We start from the raw sequence: 16,208 nt of genomic DNA, 5'->3' as shown, positions 1-16,208 counted from the left end.
CAGGGAACGGAAAGGGCGGCCACGTGCCGCCCTTTCTTCAAGCCGCAGGTTGAGGCAGGATGAACAGGACCAATGGGGAGGGGACCAGAGGCATGACCCAATCACAGGACTTCGAAAGCGCCAGCAAGGGCGCGGACCAGACCGTCGCCCACTTCGAGGAACGGAAGTCGGCCCTGTCCAAGCTGCAGCACCTGCTGCACGGCAATCCGGCGCTGGTGCCGCTGATCGTGCTGATCGGGCTGATCGCCTTCTTCGGCATCTTCGCGGGCGACCGGTTCTTCAGCGCCTACACACTGACGCTGGTCATGCAGCAGGTCGCCGTCGTCGGCATCCTGGCCGCGGCCCAGACGCTGGTCGTGCTGACCGCGGGCATCGACCTCGCCATCGGCGTGATCATGGTCTTTTCCTTCGTGGTGATGGGCAACTGGGTGCTGAGCGACGGCTCGCCCGGCGACTTCGCTGTCCCGGCAGTCCTTGCACTGATCGCGGGCTTCGTGGTGGCCGCCCTCTGGGGCTTCGTGAACGGCAATCTCGTGGCCCGCCTCAGGCTGCCTCCGTTCATCGTGACGCTAGGCACCTGGAACATCATCATGGCGATCTGCCTGATCTATTCCGAGAACGCCACGATGCGCGAGGCCGACCTGACCGCCCAGACCCAGCTTCTGCACATCTTCGGCCAGAACTTCCGCGTCGGACCCGCCGTAGTGACCTACGGTGTCGTCGCGATGATCGCGCTTTATGTCGCGCTGTGGTTCATGCTGAACCACACCGCCTTCGGCCGCCACATCTATGCGGTGGGCGACGACTCGGATGCCGCCGAACTTGCGGGGATCAGCACCAAGAAGGTCCTGATCGGGGTCTACACTCTGGCGGGGGTCATCGCGGGCCTTGCCGCCTGGGTGTCCATCGGCCGCAACGGCTCGATTTCGCCGTCGACCGTGGTCACCGACTTCAACCTGCAGGCCATCACCGCGACCGTGATCGGGGGCATCTCGCTCTTCGGGGGACGCGGCTCGATCCTGGGGGTGCTCTTCGGCACGCTCATCGTCGGCATCATGTCGATGGGCCTGAACATGATGAACGCGGACCCGCAATGGAAGGTTCTGCTGACCGGCGTGCTGATCATCGCCGCCGTCGCGGTCGACCAGTGGATCCGCAAGGTATCGGCCTGAGGAGGACATCATGGAACCCATTCTGACCGCACGCGGGCTGGTGAAGCGCTACGGCAAGGTCACCGCGCTGGACAACTGCGACTTCGAGCTGATGCCGGGCGAGATCCTGGCCGTCATCGGCGACAACGGCGCGGGGAAGTCCACGCTCATCAAGGCGATCTCGGGCGCGGTGATCCCCGACGATGGCGAGATCCGGCTGGAAGGCCAGCAGATCCAGTTCCGCACGCCCATCGAGGCGCGCAACGCCGGGATCGAGACGGTCTACCAGACCCTCGCCATGTCCCCCGCCCTCTCCATCGCCGACAACATGTTCATGGGCCGCGAGATCCGCAAACCCGGCATCATGGGCACGGTCTTCCGCCAGCTGGACCGGCAGAAGATGCAGGCCTTCGCGCGGGAAAAGCTGAACGAACTGGGCCTGATGACGATCCAGAACATCAACCAGGCGGTGGAAACCCTCTCGGGCGGCCAGCGTCAGGGCGTGGCCGTGGCCCGTGCCGCCGCCTTCGGCTCGAAGGTCGTGATCCTGGACGAACCCACCGCCGCTCTGGGGGTCAAGGAAAGCCGCCGGGTGCTGGAACTGATCCGCGACGTCCGCAGCCGGGGCATCCCGATCATCCTGATCAGCCACAACATGCCCCACGTGTTCGAGGTCGCCGACCGCATCCACATCCACCGCCTTGGCCGCCGGCTCTGCGTGATCAAGCCGCAGGATTACTCGATGTCCGACGCCGTGGCCTTCATGACCGGTGCGAAAGTGCCCGAAGGCGTGACCGAGGTCGCCTGACCTTCGCGTGGCAGCCCCATCCAGGGCTGCCACCCAACTCGACCCGGGCCAAATCCCCCTTGCATTTCGTCCGCGGCAGCCCGGCCGAGGTCGGTTCGGCGCCCCCGAGGACGGTTCCCCGGTTGAAATCCCGTCGAAAAACTGCGGTGGTGCGCCGCAAGGGGCTTGCAACCCTTGACGCAGTGACCAAAATCATTGGAAACCCGCCGCGACGCGACCGATAGCGAACAAGCAGCCGCCACGACGAGGAACCCGCACCGCATGTCCCTAGCCCTGATCGCGGCGCTTCCCTTCCTTGGTGCGCTCCTTCCCGGCCTGATGATCCGTGCGGGACGCAATGCCTGCGCCGCCGCCACGGGATCGGTGACGCTTCTCGCTCTCGTCCTTCTGGCCCTGCAGGCCCCCGCTGTCCTGCGCGGCGAGGTGGTGCAGACCCGGATCGAATGGCTGCCCGCGCTTGGCCTGAACGCCAACTTCTTCCTCGATGGCCTGGGCCTGATGTTCGCCGGCCTGATCCTGGGGATCGGTCTGCTGATCATCCTCTACGCCCGCTTCTACCTCGCGAAGTCCGACCCGATGGGTCAGTTCTTCACCTACCTTCTGCTCTTCCAGGGCGCGATGGTCGGGATCGTTCTCAGTGACAACATCCTCCTCCTCCTGATCTTCTGGGAACTGACCTCGCTCTCCTCCTTCCTGCTGATCGGCTACTGGAAGCACCTGCATGAAGGACGGCAGGGCGCGCGGATGGCGCTGGCGGTGACGGGCGGCGGCGGGTTGGCAATGATCGCGGGCATGCTGATCCTGGGCCAGATCGCGGGCAGTTACGACCTGACGGTGATCCTGCAGAACAAGGACATCATCCAGGCCTCGCCCTACTACCTGCCTGCGCTGATCCTGATCCTGATCGGGGCCTTCACCAAATCGGCGCAGTTCCCCTTCCACTTCTGGCTGCCGCACGCGATGGCCGCACCGACGCCGGTTTCGGCCTATCTGCACTCGGCCACGATGGTGAAAGCCGGGATCTTCCTGATGGCGCGGATGTGGCCAGTCCTGTCGGGCACCTTCGAGTGGTTCGTGATCGTCACGTCGGTCGGCCTCATCACGATGGTGATGGCCGCCAAGATCGCGCTCTACAAGGACGACCTGAAGGCCCTCCTGGCCTTCTCGACCGTCAGCCACCTGGGCCTGATCACCATGCTTCTGGGCTTCGGGACACCCGAGGCCGCGACGGTGGCGATTTTCCATATCCTGAACCACGCCGTCTTCAAGGCAGCGCTTTTCATGACGGCCGGGATCGTCGACCACGAGACGCACACCCGCGACCTTCGGCGCCTGGGCGGCCTGCGCACCCTCATGCCGGTGACCTTCGCCATCGCCGCCATCGCCTCGCTGTCCATGGCAGGCATCCCGCCCTTGAACGGGTTCCTGTCCAAGGAAATGATGCTGGAGGAGGCCGCGCATGTCGGCTGGCCGAACCCCTGGATGATCGGCATCCTCGCCACCCTCGGCGCGCTTCTCTCGGTCGCTTATTCGTTCCGCTTCCTCGTGCACGGCTTCCTCGGCCCAGTGCGGGACGACTATCCGCATAAGCCGCATGATCCGGCCTTCGGGCTCTGGGCGGCCCCAGGACTGCTGGCGGTGCTGGTCGTGCTGGTGGGCCTCATGCCGAACCTGATGCTGGGTTGGCTGCTGAACCCGGCGGCCTCGGCCACCACGGGCCGCGGCATCTTCACCAACATCTATCACTGGCACGGACTGGAAGCCGCCGCGCTCTGGATGTCGCTGGCGGCCGTCGGTGGTGGCCTGGTGTTGCTGGGTGCCTATCCGCGGCTCCGCGCCCTGTGGGACGCCACCCCGCGCCCCGAGGCGAAACGCATCTTCGACGGCGTGGTCGAGTCCCTTGCCCAGGCCTCCCGCACCATCACTGGGATACTGCACAACGGCCGCTTCAGCCGCAGCATGGTCCTTGCCGTGCTGACCACCGCCATACTGTCCCTTTTTGCCTTCCTGACCGCGACGCCGCACGTGCCGGGAACCCGGGCCATGCTGCCCGTCGACCCGGTCGTCCTGGGCCTCTGGCTGGTGCTGGTCATCGCCGCTGTTGCGACCCCGTTCCTCCACCGCAACCGCCTGGTCGCCCTGATCCTGACCGGCGTTGTCGGCCTTCTCATCGCGCCGCTCTTCGCCTTCTTCTCGGCGCCTGACCTGGCCCTGACCCAGCTTTCGGTCGAGGTCGTGACCCTGCTTCTGATGCTCCTCGCGCTGAACTTCCTGCCGAAAGAGACGCCCGTCGAAAGCCGCCGGAGCCGCCGCCTGCGCGACGCAGGCATTGCCGGGATCGCGGGCCTCGGCATCGGCGGGCTCGCCTATGCCATGATGACCCGTGCCCCGGCCTTCGATCCGATCTCGGCCTTCCACTGGGCGCAATCGAAGCCCGGTGCTGGCGGCACCAACGCCGTCAACACCATCATCGTCGACTTCCGCGGTTATGACACCTTCGGCGAGATCATCGTCCTCGGCATCGCCGCCCTGGTGATCTACGCGCTCTCCGAGGCGCTGCTGCGCGACCCCGCCGTCACCGCACGCCTCGGCACGCTTCCGAAGTCGGTCGAAGCCGCCGACCGCCACCCGATGATGCTGGTCGTCGCCACCCGCCTTCTTCTGCCGATGGCGATGATGGTCGGCGTCTACATCTACCTGCGCGGCCACAACCTGCCCGGTGGCGGCTTCGTGGCGGGCCTCGTCTTCTCCATCGCCTACCTGATGCAGTACATGGCCTCGGGCTATGACTGGAGCCACTCCCGCCAGCGCTACGATCATCACGTCCTGATCGGCTGGGGAGTCCTGATCGCCGCGCTTTCCGGCGTCGGCGCCTGGGCTTTCGGCCTGCCTTTCCTCACCTCGGGCTTCGCCTACGTGCACCTTGAGCCGCTGGAGGAATTCGAACTCGCCACCGCCGCGATCTTCGACCTTGGCGTCTTCCTCTGCGTCCTCGGCGCCGTCCTTCTGGCGCTGGCCTCGCTGTCGCGCCTGGCCCTGCGGACCGGCGAAGGCCCAAACACCACCGCCCACGACCTAGAGGAGGCCCGCTGATGGAAGCCCTTCTCGCCTCGGCCATCGGCCTTCTGACCGCCGTGGGTATCTATCTGATGCTGCGCCTGCGGACCTTCCCGGTGATCCTGGGGCTCACCTTCCTCAGCTACGCCGTCAACGTCTTCATCTTCGTCTCCGGCCGCCTTGCCGTGAACGCCGCCCCCATCGTCGGGACCATCGACACCCCCGCCGACCCCCTGCCACAGGCCCTTGTCCTGACCGCCATCGTCATCTCGTTCGGGATGACCGCCGTCATCATGATCATGGCCATCGGCGGCCACCTGCAGGCCGGCCACGACCGCATCGACCTGGACGAGGACCAGGCATGACCCACTGGATCATCGCCCCCGTCGTCCTGCCCGCCTTCATCGCCGCGCTGATGGTGCTGGCCCTGCGCGGCCACCTTGGCCTGCAACGCATCGCCAGCCTGGCCGCGATCCTGGCGCTGAACGCCATAGCCCTGGCGCTTCTGTGGTCCGCCACCCAGAACGGACCCGAAGCCTATTTCCTGGGCGACTGGCCCGCCCCCTTCGGTATCGTCCTGGTCCTCGACCGCCTCTCCGCCCTGATGGTCGCGCTTCTGGCCTTCCTCGCCCTCATCACCGCGCTTTACGCCATCGGCTCGGGCTGGGACGCGAAGGGCGCGCATTTCCACCCGCTCCTCCACTTTCTCCTGATGGGCGTCGCAGGGGCCTTCCTGACCGGCGACGCCTTCAACCTTTTCGTCTTCTTCGAGGTCCTGCTCATCGCCTCCTACGGGCTGATGATCCACGGCGGCGGCGACCGCCGCACCCGCGCGGGCATCCAGTACATCGCCTTCAACCTGGTCGGATCGTCGCTTTTCCTGATCGCGCTCGCCCTCCTCTACGGCGTCACCGGCACGCTCAACATGGCCGACCTCGCGATGAAATTGCCGACCTTGCCCGAGGGCGACGCAGCCCTCCTCCGCGTCGCGGCCGTGATGCTGATCCTCGTCTTCGCGATCAAGGGCGCGCTGGTGCCGCTGCAGTTCTGGCTTCCCGGCACCTATGCCAACGCGCCAGGAGTAGTCGCGGCCCTCTTCGCGATCATGACCAAGGTCGGCGCCTACGCTACCCTGCGCTTCACCATCCTCGTCTTCCCGACCGATCTGCCCGCGACCGGAACGCTGATCCCGGCCTTCCTCCTGCCTGCAGCACTTGTGACACTGGCGATCGGCGCACTTGGCATCCTTGGCGCAACGACCCTGCCGCGCCTTGCGGCCTTTGCGGCAATCGCCTCGATGGGCACGGCCTTTCTCGCCATCGCGCACATGACGCCGGAGGGCACCAGCGCCGCGCTTTACTACATCCTGCATTCGACGCTGGCGACGGCGCTGATCTTCCTTGTGGCCGACCTCGTCTCGCGGCGCCGCGCGCATCTGGATCTCACCAGCCCAGCCCCCGTCGCCCAGAACGGCCTCATCGCTTCGCTGTTTCTCGCCGCCGCGGTTGCGCTTGCCGGCATGCCGCCCCTGTCCGGCTTCATCGGCAAGCTTCTGATCCTGGACGCCTGGCGCGATCAGGCCTTCGCGATCTGGCCCGCCGTCCTGGTGTCCTCCTTCCTGATGCTGCTTGGCCTCGCGCGCGCGGGCTCGCTCCTGTTCTGGAAACCCTCCGAGACTGGCGCCCCCGCCGATCCCGCCCCGCATGAACCCCTGGCGCTGACCGCAACCTTCGCCCTCCTTGCCGGCCTGGTCCTGCTGACCCTCGCCGCGGGACCTGTCACCGGCTGGCTGGACGCCACCGCCGCCTCGCTGCACGATCCCGCCGCCTACATCGCCGCCAACCGGCTTAAGGTCGCGCCATGAGACGCGTTTTCCCGCATCCCTACCTGTCGTTGACCCTTGTCGTGCTCTGGTTCCTCCTGGTGAACCAGTGGAAGCTCGGCAGTCTCGTCATGGCGATCATCCTGGCGACGATCATCCCGCTCCTGACCTCGGCCTGGTGGCCCGACCGCCCCCGCGTCAAGCGCCCCTTCGCTCTTGCCGCTTACGCGCTCCTTGTCCTTTGGGACGTGATCGTCGCCAACTTCCAGGTCGCCCGCATCGTCCTTTTCATGCCGCGCGCAAAGATCCAGTCGGCCTGGATCACGGTGCCCCTGGACCTGAAATCGCCCGAGGCGATCAGCCTTCTGGCCGGAACCATCACCATGACCCCCGGCACCCTGACCGCCGACACCTCCGCCTGCGGCCGTGCGCTTTTGGTCCACGCGCTCCATGCCCCCGACCCCGACGCCGTGCGCGACGACATCAAGGCCCGCTACGAATCCCGGCTGCAAAGGATTTTCGAATGATCCTGCCCTATGCGCTTCAGTTCTTCCTCGGCTGCCTGACGCTCGCCTTTGCGATGAACCTCTGGCGGCTGTTCACCGCGCCGACCGTGACTGACCGGGTGCTGGTCCTCGACACCATGACAATAAACGCCATCGCGCTTGTCGTCCTTTATGGCATCTGGGGCGGTACCGGGCTTTACCTTGAAGTCGCCGTTCTCTTCGCGCTCACCAGCTTCGTCGGCACCGTCGCCTACTGCCGCTACCTTCTGCGCGGGAACATCATCGAATGACGCCCGTTCTGGACACGGCCCTCGACCTCGCCCTCTCCGCCGTCCTGGTCGGAGGCGGCATCTTCGCGCTCGTCGGCTCCTACGGACTTCTCCGCCTGCCCCGTCCGATGCAGCGCCTGCACGCCCCGACCAAGGCCACCACGATCGGCGTGGGTGCGGCGTTGCTGGTCTCGGCGCTGGACCTTCTCAGCCAGAGTCAGATCAGCTGGCAAGAGCTTCTCATCACCCTCTTCCTTCTCCTGACCGCGCCGGTCTCGGCCCTGTTTCTCGCCAAGACCCTGATCCTGCGCGGCGAAGCGGATGCAAACCTTCCCGACACTGGCACCGGGAAGCCCTGGGCGACACTCGCGCCCGAACACTCTGATCCCTGATATTTGACCATCCGGTCAGAAATCCGCCAGCCCGCCCCTTGCCCGACCGCGCCCCACATGGCATCGTCGCCGCGACACCTTGGGGGAGGTCCGATGAACACCCTGTCTCCGGCCCAAGCGGGCCTCCTGCCGCAGGTCACCCATGCCCGGAACCCCGGCATGGCGCTGGACCTCGACTGGGTCGCCTCGGTCCAGGCCAACACCTCGGCCATCGAACGCCGCGCTGCCACCCTGCCCGGCCGCCGCTCGGTGAAGAAGGACTACCAGGCCGCCTGGCTTTTGAAGGCGATCTCGCTCATCGACCTCACCACCCTTTCTGGCGACGACACCGCCGGCCGCGTCCAGCGCCTCTGCGCCAAGGCCCGCCAGCCCGTCGCGCCCTGGATGCTGGAAAAGCTCGGCATGCAGGGTCTCACGGTGGGTGCCGTCTGCGTCTACCACGAGATGGTCGAACACGCCGTCCGCGCCCTGGAAGGCACCTCTATCCCCGTCGCCGCCGTCTCCACCGGCTTCCCCGCTGGCCTCTCGCCCTACAAGCTTCGCATCGCCGAGATCGGCGAAAGCGTGAAGGCCGGGGCCAAGGAAATCGACATCGTCATCTCCCGCCGCCACGTCCTGACGCAGAACTGGCAGGCCCTCTACGACGAGATGCGCGACATGCGCGAAGCCTGCGGCGACGCCCACGTCAAGGCGATCCTCGCCACCGGCGAACTCGGCACCCTCCGCAACGTCGCCCGCGCCAGCCTCATCTGCATGATGGGCGGCGCCGATTTCATCAAGACCTCCACCGGCAAGGAAGGCGTCAACGCCACCCTCCCCGTCTCCTTCACCATGATCCGCTGCATCCGCGACTACCAGGAGCGCACCGGCTTCAAGGTCGGCTACAAACCGGCGGGAGGAATCGCCAAGGCCAAGGACGCCCTCGTCTACCTCAGCCTCATGAAGGACGAACTCGGCCACCCCTGGCTGCAGCCCGACCTCTTCCGCTTCGGCGCCTCCAGCCTCCTCGGCGACATCGAACGCCAGCTCGAACACCACCTCACCGGTCACTACTCCGCCGGCTTCCGCCACGCGATGGGCTGACAATGCCCGGCGCCCAGCCTTTCATCTTTGCCCAAATATCCCCGCCGGAGGCGCAGGCCAAACAAAAGCCCGCCCCCATGCAGCTGAGGACCCTCCCATGACCATCAAGGAAATCTTCGACAGCATGGCCTACGGCCCCGCCCCCGAGTCCGCGTCCGAGGCCCTCGCCTGGATCGCCAAGCACAACGGCACCTTCGGCCACTACATCGACGGCACTTTCACCAAGCCGGGTGAGACCTTCACCACCGCCAACCCCGCGACCGGCAAACCCCTCGCTCAGGTCACCCAAGGCACCGAAGCCGACGTGGCAGCGGCGGTAAAAGCCGCCCGCCGCGCCCAACCAGGCTGGGCCGCCCTCCCCGCCCACAAACGCGCGCAATACCTCTACGCGCTGGCAAGACTGACGCAAAAACACTCCCGCCTCCTCGCCACACTCGAAACCCTCGACAACGGCAAACCCATCCGCGAATCCCGCGACATCGACATCCCCCTCGTCGCCCGCCACTTCTCCTATCACGCCGGCCTAGCGCAACTGCTCCCCTCCGAACACCCCGACCTCACGCCCCTCGGCGTTTGCGGCGCGATCATCCCCTGGAACTTCCCCCTCCTCATGCTCGCCTGGAAGGTCGCCCCGGCCCTCGCCGCCGGAAACACCGTCGTCCTCAAACCCGCCGAGTACACCCCCCTCACCGCCCTCCTCTTCGCCGACATCTCCCGCGAGGCGGGCCTCCCGAAAGGCGTCCTCAACATCGTCACCGGCGACGGCACCACCGGCGCGGCCCTCGTGGACGCCCAAGTCGACAAGATCGCCTTCACCGGCTCCACCTCCGTCGGCAAACGCATCCGCGAGGCGACAGCAGGCACCGGCAAGGCCCTCACCTTGGAACTCGGCGGCAAATCCCCCTACATCGTCTTCGACGACGCCGACCTCGACAGCGCCATCGAAGGCCTCGTCGACGCGATCTGGTTCAACCAGGGCCAGGTCTGCTGCGCCGGCTCCCGCCTCCTCGTCCAGGAAGGCATCGCCCCCCGCTTCTACGACAAACTCAAACGCCGAATGGACGGCCTCCGCGTCGGAGACCCCCTCGACAAGGCCATCGACATCGGCGCCATCGTCGACCCGATCCAGCTCGACACCATCACGCGACTGGTCAAAGAAAACCCCGAGGGCGACCACTACCAGGCCCCCTGCCCCCTCCCCAGCACAGGCTCCTTCTACCGCCCCACCCTCATCACCGGCCTCGGCACCGCTTCCCCCCTCATGCAAGAGGAAATCTTTGGCCCCGTCCTCGTCGCCATGACCTTCCGCACGCCCGAAGAAGCCGTCCAACTCGCCAACAACACCAAATACGGCCTCGCCGCGACGCTCTGGACCGAGAACATCAACCTCGCCCTCGACATCGCCCCGAAACTGAAAGCCGGGGTCGTCTGGGTCAACGCCACCAACCTCTTCGACGCCGCCGCAGGCTTCGGCGGCGTCCGCGAATCCGGCTTCGGGCGCGAAGGCGGATGGGAGGGTCTGATGGCCTACCTCAAACCCAGCCTCAAACCCGCCGCCCTGAAACCCGCGCAACCCATCCCGGTGCCGCAAGACCCCCAAACCGACACCCTCGACCGCACCGCCAAGATGTACATCGGCGGCAAACAGGCCCGCCCCGACTCCGGCTACTCCCAGCCCATCTACGGCCCCAAGGGCAAACTCCTCGGCCATGTCGGCATCGGAAACCGCAAAGACATCCGCAACGCGGTCGAGGCCGCCCACGCCGCCAAAGGCTGGGCGAAAACCACCGCCTACAACCGCGCCCAGGTCCTCTACTTCATCGCCGAAAACCTCTCCGCCCGGGCCACCGAGTTCGCCCAACGCCTCCAAGACCTCACCGGCAAACCCGGCCAACAGGAAGTCGACGCCTCCATACAGCGCCTCTTCACCTACGCCGCCTGGGCCGACAAATACGACGGGTCCGCCAAATCCGTCCCCATCCGCGGCATCGCCCTTGCGATGAACGAACCCGTCGGCGTGATCGGCGCGCTGCTCCCGGATGAGGCCCCCCTCCTCGGCCTCATCTCCCTCATGGCCCCCGCCATCGCGATGGGCAACACCTGCGTCCTCGTCCCCGGTGCCGCCCCCCTCTCCGCCAACGACTTCTACCAGGTCCTCGACACCTCCGACGTCCCGGCAGGGGTCGTCAACATCGTCACCGGCCCCGCACCCGACCTCGCCAAATCCCTCGCCGGCCACATGGACGTGGATGCCGTGTGGAGCTTCTCCTCCCACCCCCTATCCGCCCTGATCGAGCGCGAGGCCGCCGGAAACCTCAAACGCACCTGGGTCAACCACGGCAGGGCGCGCGACTGGCTCTCCCCCACCTCCGAAGGCCGCTCGTTCCTGGCCCAGGCGACGGAGATCAAGACAGTCTGGGTGCCCTATGGGGAGTGACAGAGCCGCCGCCACCCCCATCGTAGGGTGCGCTACAGCGCACCACCCGACGGTGCGCTGTAGCGCACCCTACGAGCCAAAATCGCACGATTGGACCAAATAATGCGGTCGTGGATTAGATCCAAATCCGCAAAAGCCTTCGCCTTTGCATCGGCACTCTATGTGTTGGTTGTATTGCTCAACTTCCTCTGGCCAGCTTCTCGGGATGGATTTCTAGCACAGCGATTTAACCTACTTCTCTACATTGCTCCGGCCCTGATCGTGGTCGCAACGATCTTTGATACCTATCGAGAACGCGCAAGAACGCCGAAGTCCGATCGTGCGAAAGACACGAAGCCGTTGTGACTGTACGGTGCGCTACAGCGCACCGTTCCGCCCATCCGACGGTGCGCTGTAGCGCACCCTACGCTGCTTGGGCTAAATGGGAGTGATTGCGTGATCCCGTCATTTGTACTCAGTTGGGCGAAGCAAACCGCATATCTTGCCGGACTTTTACTTTGTGGGACACAGTGCCTGGCGGACCAAGTGAAAGTCTTCCAGCCTGTATTCTATGTTGAAGACGAAGAACTCGCGGGATTTTCTTCAGCAATTGGCTACACATATGCGCTGCGGAATCTCGAAGCATTTTTCTTGCAGGATGCTAACAAAGCCAATTTTGTATTTGTTTCGATCTCCGGATTGATAAAGGACAAAAAGATTGATCCGCGTCTATTAGACATGTTTTCCGAGGGTGTCAGAAACGACATAACGGCGTTCCCCTCCGATTCTGATGAGTGCTTCGTCCAGAGCTTCACAACCTCTGCTGGCAGAACCTTTGTCTTGGGGTTGAATGAACCAAACAATGGTCCATTGGACATTGACAAGAAATGCTTCCTGCTGACGCTGGCATTCTTTGATGATTTCTCGTTTGCCTCTAAGGAGTCATTCGACACTGACTCGATAGCTGAGCTAACTTCCACGATTCTCAACCGCCTGCGTGAGCCGAATTAAAGCAGCCACCCATCGAGCATTCAATTGCTTAATACAAGCAGTCCACACCCGATTCGCCCCCAAGGTTAACGCCGCACCCCATGCCCGCGCGTATGCACGGAATGCATACGCAAAGAATACGGGATGAATACCCCCGTCCCACCCCAAATCCCCGGATTAACCCAGCGTTCCCAACCCCTTACCGGCGTCCCTTGGCTAGCCTCAGGCTCGCCCCGCCGCCGCACTCAGGGTCAAAGGATCGATCCCCATCCCCCGCAGCGCCGCCGACCATTTGGTCGCGTCGTCCGCGGCAAACAGCAACCCCTCTGCGGCGTCACAGGTCAGCCAGTCGTTCCGCCCGATCTCGGCCTCCAGCTGCCCCGGCCCCCAGCCGGAATATCCCAGCGCCAGCAAGGCCTTGCCCGGCCCGCCGCCCGCAGCCAAAGCCTCCAGCACGTTGATCGTCGCGGTCATCTCCAGACCCCCCGGCACCGCCATGGTGCCCTCGGCCCCGCCCCGCTCCCAGTCGGTGGAGTGCAGGACGAACCCCCGCCCCCGCTCCACCGGCCCGCCGAAATGCACGCTGATCTCGCGGCCCATGGGTGCAACGGGAATGTTCAGATGCTCCAGAAGCCCGGAAAAACTGAGTTCTTCCAATGGCTTGTTGACGATCAACCCCATCGCCCCCTCGTCCGAATGCGCGCAGATCAGCACCACGCTCCGTTCGAACCGGGGGTCGGCCATGCCGGGCATGGCAATCAGGATCTGTCCGGAAAGGTCCATCGGAACCCCCTGTGCAAGTCATTGAAAGATAACGCCGCGCCGCGCCGAGACAATGGCGAAAACGTCACGCTCACGCCGCTTCGCCGCAAAGTGATTTCCCAACCGCCCGGCTTTTCCTATTGTTCCCACATGATCAGATACACCGCCACCCTTGCCCTCCTTGCCGCCCCCGCCCTTGCCACCACGCAGGACGACGTCCTGTCGGCCCAGCTAAGGCCCGGATGGCAAATGGAAAACGGCGCGCACATGGCGGCGGTGGAGATGCAGCTTGCTCCCGGCTGGAAGACCTACTGGCGCAGCCCCGGCGATGCAGGCATCCCCCCCAGTTTCGATTGGTCGAGGTCCGAGAACGTCAAGTCCGTGACCATCCACTGGCCCGCCCCGAGCGTCTTCGAGCTGAACGGGATGCAGACGATCGGCTACCACGATCACCTTGTTCTGCCAGTGGAAATCATGCCGAAGGACCCCGCGCGCCCGATGCGTCTGTCGGTGGCGGTCGAGCTTGGGGTCTGTGACGAGATCTGCCTTCCGGCCAGCCTTTCGCTCACCTCCGACCTCGCCCCGCCCGGCGCTTCGGACCCCGAAATCCGGACAGCCCTGGCAAAGCGCGCCGCCACAGCGGGCGAGGCCGGCGTGACCGAAGTCACCTGTTCCGTCGATCCGATTGCCGATGGCCTGCGCCTGACGGCCACCGTCCGGATGCCGGACCCGGGCCGACCCGAAGTCGTCGCCTTCGAGACGGCCGACCGTCAGGTCTGGATTGCCGAGGCCGTCACCGAACGGCGTGGGGGCGAGTTGATCAGCATGACCGAACTGGTCCCGCCCAGCGGCGCGCCCTTCGCGTTGGACCGCTCGGGCATCACCCTGACGATCCTGGCCGCCAACGGCGCGGTCGAGGTCAAGGGCTGCCCCGCTCCCTAAGCCGTCGGCTTGTGACGGGGACGGTGCGGCCCTAGTGTCCTTGCATGGGAATCGCCGCGGACATCGCAGACGACTGGCACGCCGCCCTTGCCGCCCTTGCCTGGCAGGTCGAGGCAGGCGCGGACGAGACAATCCTGGATGCCCCCGTCAACCGCTACGATCTGGCAGCCGAGGCCCCCAAGCCATTGGCGCAAAAGGCTCCTGCGGCAGCTGTCCCGCAGGCGTCGACCACCGCAGCTGACCCCGTCGCCGCCGCTCGGGCCGCTGCCGAACGGTCGACGACCCTGGAGGATCTGAGCGCGGCGATGGCATCCTTCGACCTGTGCGATTTGAAGAAGGGCGCGCGGAACACCGTCTTTGCGGACGGCAATCCCAAGGCGCGGGTGCTGATCCTGGGTGAGGCTCCCGGCGCGGAAGAAGACCGCGAGGGACGTCCCTTCGTCGGGCGTGCGGGGCAACTTCTGGACCGAATGTTCGCGGCCATCGGCCTGTCGCGCACCAGCCCGGATGCGCGGTCGGCCGTCTACATCACCAACGTCCTGCCCTGGCGGCCCCCCGGCAACCGCGATCCCGAACCGGCGGAAATCGCGATGATGCTGCCCTTCGTCGAGCGTCACATTGCCCTTGTCGATCCGCAGGTGATCGTGGTCGTGGGCAACACCTCCCTCTTCGCCCTGACCGGCGGCAAAGGGATCCTGCGCGCTCGAGGTACATGGTCCCAAGCGCTAAGAAAGCCGCTCCTGCCCATGGCGCACCCGGCCTATCTCTTGCGCAACCCAAGCGCCAAGCGCGAGGCCTGGGCCGACCTTCTGTCGCTTCAGGCACGGCTGCGCTGATGCTCCCGGTCGAGACGCTCACCCTTCTGGCTTTCATCCCCGCCGGTCTGGCGCTGAACCTGACACCGGGTGCGGACATGATGTTCTGCCTGGGTCAGGGTCTGAAATCCGGCCGCCGCGCCGCGATGGCTGCCAACTTCGGCATCGCACTTGGCGGGATGGTGCACACCCTTCTGGCCGCGCTTGGCCTTGGCGCACTGCTGGCGACACACCCGGCGGCCTTCGAGGCGATCCGCTGGTTGGGGGTCGGCTATCTTCTCTGGCTTGCTGTCGGGGCGCTCCGCGCCTCGCCCTTTGCGGCGAAGGTCCAGGTTTCCCCCAGCACTGCCGGGCGGGCGTTCTGGCAGGGGCTTCTGGTCAACCTCCTGAACCCCAAGGTGATCCTTTTCATCCTCGCCTTCCTGCCGCAGTTCGTCGATCCGTCGCGTCCGATCCCGCCGCAGTTCCTGACGCTGGGCCTCGTCTTCTCGTTCGGGGGCCTGGTGGTCAACGGCGCGGTCGGACTTTTCGCCGGGTCCATCGGCCAGCGCGTCGCCCGATCCGCAGGCCTGTCGAAATGGCTGGCAAGGATCAGCGCCACCATCTTCGGCGCGCTGGCCTTGCGGCTGGCCCTGATGCCAAGGAGCTGACATGTCCCGGATCGACGACACCCTGCTCTTCCACCCGGTCCGCATCGCTGTCCTGACCGTCAGCGACACCCGTACGCCCGAGACGGACAAGTCCGGCGATACGCTGGTCGCCCGCCTCACAGAGGCCGGGCATGTGCTGGCCGACCGCGGCATCGTCCAGGACGACCGACCGGCCATCGTCACCCGCCTGCGCCAGTGGATCGCCGACCCCGAGGTCGATGTGATCCTGACCACCGGCGGCACCGGCCTGACCGGCCGCGATGTCACCGTGGAAGCCCACCGCGAGGTCTACGAGAAGGAAATCGAGGCCTTCGGCACCGTCTTCACGAACGTCTCGATGCAGAAGATCGGCACCAGCGCCGTGCAAAGCCGGGCCACCGGGGGCGTTGCGGGCGGCACCTATCTTTTCGCGCTTCCCGGCTCTCCCGGCGCCTGCCGCGATGCCTGGGACGAGATCCTGAAACCCCAACTCGACAGCCGCCACCGCCCCTGCAACTTCGTCGAGATCATGCCGCGCCTGGAAGAACATCTGAAGCGGAAGTGAT

At 65.6% G+C, this 16,208-nt stretch carries 16 protein-coding genes; 15 read left to right on the top strand and 1 reads right to left on the bottom strand.

What is annotated here, in order from left to right:
- Positions 1-92 precede the first annotated feature (92 nt).
- From Q0C42_RS09350 to Q0C42_RS09300, 11 genes are all read left to right on the top strand, one after another.
- Entirely contained in the window at positions 93-1,172 is a 1,080-nt protein-coding gene (locus Q0C42_RS09350; protein ID WP_295074572.1) for an ABC transporter permease, read from the top strand.
- 10 nt (positions 1,173-1,182) lie between these two features.
- Positions 1,183-1,959, top strand: a complete 777-nt coding sequence (locus tag Q0C42_RS09345; protein ID WP_295074571.1) for an ATP-binding cassette domain-containing protein — start codon at positions 1,183-1,185, stop codon at positions 1,957-1,959.
- Positions 1,960-2,220: 261 nt separating this feature from the next.
- Positions 2,221-5,052: a monovalent cation/H+ antiporter subunit A gene (locus tag Q0C42_RS09340; RefSeq protein WP_295074570.1), complete on the top strand. Its 2,832-nt coding sequence runs from the start codon at positions 2,221-2,223 to the stop codon at positions 5,050-5,052.
- Positions 5,052-5,381: a Na+/H+ antiporter subunit C gene (locus tag Q0C42_RS09335; protein ID WP_295074569.1), complete on the top strand. Its 330-nt coding sequence runs from the start codon at positions 5,052-5,054 to the stop codon at positions 5,379-5,381. Before Q0C42_RS09340 ends, Q0C42_RS09335 begins: the two co-directional genes overlap by 1 nt.
- Entirely contained in the window at positions 5,378-6,880 is a 1,503-nt protein-coding gene (locus Q0C42_RS09330; protein WP_295074568.1) for a monovalent cation/H+ antiporter subunit D, read from the top strand. Before Q0C42_RS09335 ends, Q0C42_RS09330 begins: the two co-directional genes overlap by 4 nt.
- Entirely contained in the window at positions 6,877-7,365 is a 489-nt protein-coding gene (locus Q0C42_RS09325; RefSeq protein WP_295074567.1) for a Na+/H+ antiporter subunit E, read from the top strand. The genes Q0C42_RS09330 and Q0C42_RS09325 overlap by 4 nt, the downstream gene beginning before the upstream one ends.
- Positions 7,362-7,634, top strand: coding sequence for a K+/H+ antiporter subunit F (locus tag Q0C42_RS09320; RefSeq protein WP_295074566.1), 273 nt, complete (start codon positions 7,362-7,364; stop codon positions 7,632-7,634). Before Q0C42_RS09325 ends, Q0C42_RS09320 begins: the two co-directional genes overlap by 4 nt.
- Entirely contained in the window at positions 7,631-8,005 is a 375-nt protein-coding gene (gene mnhG / locus Q0C42_RS09315) for a monovalent cation/H(+) antiporter subunit G (RefSeq protein ID WP_295074565.1), read from the top strand. Before Q0C42_RS09320 ends, mnhG begins: the two co-directional genes overlap by 4 nt.
- 93 nt (positions 8,006-8,098) lie before the next feature.
- Complete coding sequence (gene deoC / locus Q0C42_RS09310; RefSeq protein ID WP_295074564.1) at positions 8,099-9,088, top strand: deoxyribose-phosphate aldolase; 990 nt, start codon at positions 8,099-8,101, stop codon at positions 9,086-9,088.
- A 97-nt stretch (positions 9,089-9,185) separates the two neighbouring features.
- Complete coding sequence (locus Q0C42_RS09305; protein ID WP_295074563.1) at positions 9,186-11,525, top strand: aldehyde dehydrogenase family protein; 2,340 nt, start codon at positions 9,186-9,188, stop codon at positions 11,523-11,525.
- Between the two features lie 435 nt (positions 11,526-11,960).
- Positions 11,961-12,515, top strand: a complete 555-nt coding sequence (locus Q0C42_RS09300; RefSeq protein ID WP_295074562.1) for a hypothetical protein — start codon at positions 11,961-11,963, stop codon at positions 12,513-12,515.
- A 201-nt stretch (positions 12,516-12,716) separates the two neighbouring features.
- Here Q0C42_RS09300 and Q0C42_RS09295 read toward each other — a convergent pair whose 3' ends face one another.
- Positions 12,717-13,277 carry a YqgE/AlgH family protein gene (locus tag Q0C42_RS09295; RefSeq protein WP_295074561.1) on the bottom strand — a complete coding sequence of 187 codons (561 nt, stop codon included), beginning with the start codon at positions 13,275-13,277 and terminating at the stop codon, positions 12,717-12,719.
- Positions 13,278-13,406: 129 nt separating this feature from the next.
- Here Q0C42_RS09295 and Q0C42_RS09290 point away from each other — a divergent pair, with 129 nt between their 5' ends.
- From Q0C42_RS09290 to moaB, 4 genes are read left to right on the top strand one after another with little or no spacing between them, the layout of a single operon-like run.
- Positions 13,407-14,198: a protein-disulfide reductase DsbD domain-containing protein gene (locus Q0C42_RS09290; RefSeq protein WP_295074560.1), complete on the top strand. Its 792-nt coding sequence runs from the start codon at positions 13,407-13,409 to the stop codon at positions 14,196-14,198.
- A 44-nt stretch (positions 14,199-14,242) separates the two neighbouring features.
- Positions 14,243-15,034, top strand: coding sequence for a uracil-DNA glycosylase (locus tag Q0C42_RS09285; protein WP_295074559.1), 792 nt, complete (start codon positions 14,243-14,245; stop codon positions 15,032-15,034).
- Positions 15,034-15,663 (top strand): LysE family translocator, encoded by a 630-nt coding sequence (locus Q0C42_RS09280; protein ID WP_295074558.1) that lies wholly within the window; start codon positions 15,034-15,036, stop codon positions 15,661-15,663. The genes Q0C42_RS09285 and Q0C42_RS09280 overlap by 1 nt, the downstream gene beginning before the upstream one ends.
- A 1-nt stretch (position 15,664) precedes the next feature.
- Positions 15,665-16,207, top strand: a complete 543-nt coding sequence (moaB, locus tag Q0C42_RS09275) for a molybdenum cofactor biosynthesis protein B (protein WP_295074557.1) — start codon at positions 15,665-15,667, stop codon at positions 16,205-16,207.
- Position 16,208 lies beyond the last annotated feature (1 nt).

The organism is Tabrizicola sp. (assembly GCF_022842145.1).
Lineage (GTDB): Bacteria > Pseudomonadota > Alphaproteobacteria > Rhodobacterales > Rhodobacteraceae > Tabrizicola.
This window is presented reverse-complemented; position numbering and strand designations above follow the sequence as displayed.